This is a genomic window from Pseudoalteromonas sp. SR45-5 (assembly GCF_014163565.1).
Classification (GTDB): domain Bacteria; phylum Pseudomonadota; class Gammaproteobacteria; order Enterobacterales; family Alteromonadaceae; genus Pseudoalteromonas; species Pseudoalteromonas distincta.
Window position 1 is genome coordinate 1 of sequence record NZ_JACJDN010000448.1, and the last position, 3,418, is coordinate 3,418.

The following is a 3,418-nucleotide window of genomic DNA, read 5'->3' on the forward strand; positions in this document are numbered from 1 at the left end:
CGATGCCATGTATTTTAAAAACGAGACTAAACCGCTTATTTAAATTAATGAGTGATGAAGTAGCGCGTGATCCTGAAATTGGCATTAAGTTACAGCTTAATTTTGATTTAGAGGCAAGTAGTTAAAATTTACAAATAAGAAGTCAGGTAGCTGACTTCATTCACACTTGAATTCAAGTGAAACATTCCCTGGTTTTGCAAGCCCTGAGTCTGTCATATCAAGTTTCACTGTTTTAACCTTTTGATTTGCTTTATTGCAGAATTGATTTGCTTCTGCGTAAACGTCAGCTTTAGCTCCATCAGGTGGCCCAAAACCAATTTGTGCACTTCTTTTCGCAACCATGTAAATTCCATCATCCATAGGTATAACACCTGTACTACTGCAAGCAGTCAAGAGTAAAGTAAATAGCACCAAAATATTTTTCATATATATTCCTTTAATTTAGAGTAATTAATAACTCCATAATAAGATAACACCACTTTAAAATATTTGTAAATTATCAAAACTCACTTAGAAATAGTTTTGCGCTTTTAGGTTTAGCATAAATAGTTAAATGCTTATTTTATTAGCGATTGGTGGTTATTATGGCGCGGATTACTTGTCCAAATTGCGAAGCTAAAGCAACAATTACATCACGCGAAACACAAAGCGCGCATGTGGTTAATTTATATTGCTCACGTACTAACACAAATGAATACGGTGCAACGTGCCGTATTACCCAGTCGTTTGATCACTTCTTAAATCCGCCTTTTAAAACCATTGCACAATTAGCTGCGTCGCTAATTAAAAACCTACCACGTGAAGAGCAATTAGAACTTATTGGACTATAAAGAGTACTTTAAATTAAAGATTTTTCCTTTGCCTAACAGTTATTTCTGTAAAATAATTTAAGCACTGGTTAAAAAGAACACTCAAAGTGATGATTAAAAAATCAACTGGTTTTTATTTCTATAATACGTAAATTTAGCACATCATAAGTTGATTTTTGCATATTTCAACCTAACCTAATGATCAAAGGTTAACGCTTACTAACACTCATGCGTTATCCCAGTGTTATCCACATTTCGGGGCAATTATGTCCCTTGCAAAACAGATTCAACCACTCTATCTTGTTACGGAACTTGAAAATTATACTACATATAGTGTTGTGCTTTCAGGGGAGGGCTCAACACCATACTGGTAATATGGTGTTGAGGAAGTCACTTGCTAAGATTTCAGCTAAGCGCTTTGGTTTGAAAAAAGAGCGTAACTTATTCTGGAATCTTGAGCAACCCACATCTAAAAATTGGAGGATAATAAATTGAAAATCAATTTATCCTTAGAGATTTCAGCTCGTGCGATTATTAATGTTTCACACTTAATAGTTGCAATCAGTACACTGCTAGCAATGTAATTATAAAGGGCTAAAGAAATTTAGCCCTAAACCCTGCGGCTATAAACGTGCAGTTGTTACCACTAGTCCAAGATCGGTCGGCTGCGATCAAGCTTTGATTCTATACTTACATTTGTAACAATGCATTTTATGCGGCGTATTCGTTGCCCATTATTGTGTCTTAGTACATTGATTTGAAATTAGCAGCACGGTCTATACACATAACACCCTATCGTTTTACGATGTCTTCCAGTTGGCGGTATCTACAACGAGGCGAACCCTGTAACAACTCGGTACTGCCAAGTGATAGTTCCCTTAGCTGATACTCTTACACTTAAACTATCTCTATGCGATAATACGAACGGTGTTTGATTTTTACCTAGCAGCTTTCTTAATTTGGTGTTACTGATCGCCATTTAGTTTTTTTATACACAGTTAGCAAAAAATTTATACACGAAACTATACACACAACGCGCCAATTACAAGAAACTCGAAAATACAAAAAGAAACCGAGTAGCGCTAATAACCCGTAAAAATAAAGGGCTAAGACATAGAATGAATAATGAAAGTTATCAAGAGAATCAAGCAACTATCTACTGGCACGACTACGAGACTTGGGGAGCGAGCCCTCAAAAGGATAAGCCGAGCCAGTTTGCGGGTATTCGTACCGATCTTGATTTAAATATTATTGGCGAGCCGCTTATTGAATATTGTAAGCCGCAAGCGGATTACTTGCCTCACCCTGAGGCATGTTTAATTACGGGTATTACGCCACAAGTGGCGATGAAAAAAGGCTTGGTTGAGGCTGAGTTTATAGCAAAAATTCATGCCGAATTTAGTGTACCAAACACCTGTGTTGCCGGTTACAACAGTATTCGGTTTGATGACGAAGTAAGCCGTTATAGCTTTTACCGTAACTTTTACGACCCGTACGAGCGCGAATACAAACATAACAATAGCCGCTGGGATATTATTGATTTAGTACGCGCTTGTTACGCGCTGCGCCCTGAAGGCATTGAATGGCCGTTAAAAGAAGACGGCAGCCCAAGCTTTAAGCTAGAGCATTTAACGGTAGCCAATGGTATTGAACACGCAGCTGCGCATGACGCGCTAAGCGATGTAACCGCCACTATTGCACTGGCTAAGCTAATAAAAGAAAAACAGCCAAAGCTATATAACTTCTTTTTTGGGCTGCGTAATAAAAAAGCCCTTGCTGAATTGGTTGATGTATTTAACATGACGCCGCTGGTGCATACCACATCGCGCATACCTGCAACACAAGGCTGTACAAGCTGGGTTGCACCAATGAGCTTTCATCCGGTAAATAAAAACGCGGTTATTTGTTTTGATTTAACCCAAAACCCGCAAGTACTCATTGATTTAAACGTAGAAGAGTTACGCAAACGTTTATACACCAAACGTGTAGATTTAGCCGAGGACGATTTACCTGTTGGCTTAAAACTAGTGCATTTAAACAAGTGCCCTATTTTAGCCCCAGCTAAAACATTATTGCCTGAAAACGCCGCCCGCCTTGGGATTGACCGCGAGCAGTGCTTAGCTAATTTAGCTATTTTAAAAGCCAATACCGACCTTCGCGATAAAGTAACCGAAGTGTTTAACGAGCAAGGCGATTACAGCGCAACTACTAACGTTGACTACTTACTTTACGATGGGTTTACAAGCCATGCCGATAAAGCTAAGTTTGCGATTATTCGCGATGCTAAACCAGATGAATTGGCTGGGTTGAAGTTAGACTTTGAAGATAAAAAGTTTAATACATTGTTGTTTAGATACCGCGCCCGTAACTGGCCTGAAACGCTAAACCAGCAAGAGCTTGACCAATGGCGCCAGTATTGCCAAAACAAGTTAATACATGGGGAAGATCAACCATCGATTAATGCGCAAGATTTTATGATCACCCTTGAAAACCTAGCGCATGAACATGACGACAGCGAAAAAAACCTTACAATTTTAAAGGCGTTGTATAACTACGCACAAAGCATGTAATTTTGTTTGTATAACGCATTAAAAACGCGACGCTTTAGC

General features: G+C 38.7%; 3 protein-coding genes. 2 read left to right on the plus strand and 1 reads right to left on the minus strand.

All coding sequences use genetic code 11. The features are described 5' to 3' along the window. Positions 1-156: 156 nt before the first annotated feature. The gene (locus H5072_RS14910) at positions 157-426 is read right to left on the minus strand and encodes a hypothetical protein (RefSeq protein ID WP_220488645.1); all 270 of its coding nucleotides are present in this window, start codon (positions 424-426) and stop codon (positions 157-159) included. Positions 427-584: 158 nt separating this feature from the next. Between H5072_RS14910 and H5072_RS14915 the strand changes: the two genes are divergently transcribed. Next, the gene (locus tag H5072_RS14915) at positions 585-830 is read left to right on the plus strand and encodes an ogr/Delta-like zinc finger family protein (RefSeq protein ID WP_169044874.1); all 246 of its coding nucleotides are present in this window, start codon (positions 585-587) and stop codon (positions 828-830) included. Positions 831-1,927: 1,097 nt separating this feature from the next. Next, the gene (gene sbcB / locus H5072_RS14920) at positions 1,928-3,379 is read left to right on the plus strand and encodes an exodeoxyribonuclease I (protein WP_182693963.1); all 1,452 of its coding nucleotides are present in this window, start codon (positions 1,928-1,930) and stop codon (positions 3,377-3,379) included. The last annotated feature ends 39 nt before the right edge of the window (positions 3,380-3,418 follow it).

What these genes read in the sequence shown, in the direction of transcription:
- H5072_RS14910 (WP_220488645.1), bottom strand. Translation starts at nt 426, where the DNA reads ATGAAAAATATTTTGGTGCTATTTACTTTACTCTTGACTGCTTGCAGT.
- sbcB (WP_182693963.1), top strand. Translation starts at nt 1,928, where the DNA reads ATGAATAATGAAAGTTATCAAGAGAATCAAGCAACTATCTACTGGCAC.
- H5072_RS14915 (WP_169044874.1), top strand. Translation starts at nt 585, where the DNA reads ATGGCGCGGATTACTTGTCCAAATTGCGAAGCTAAAGCAACAATTACA.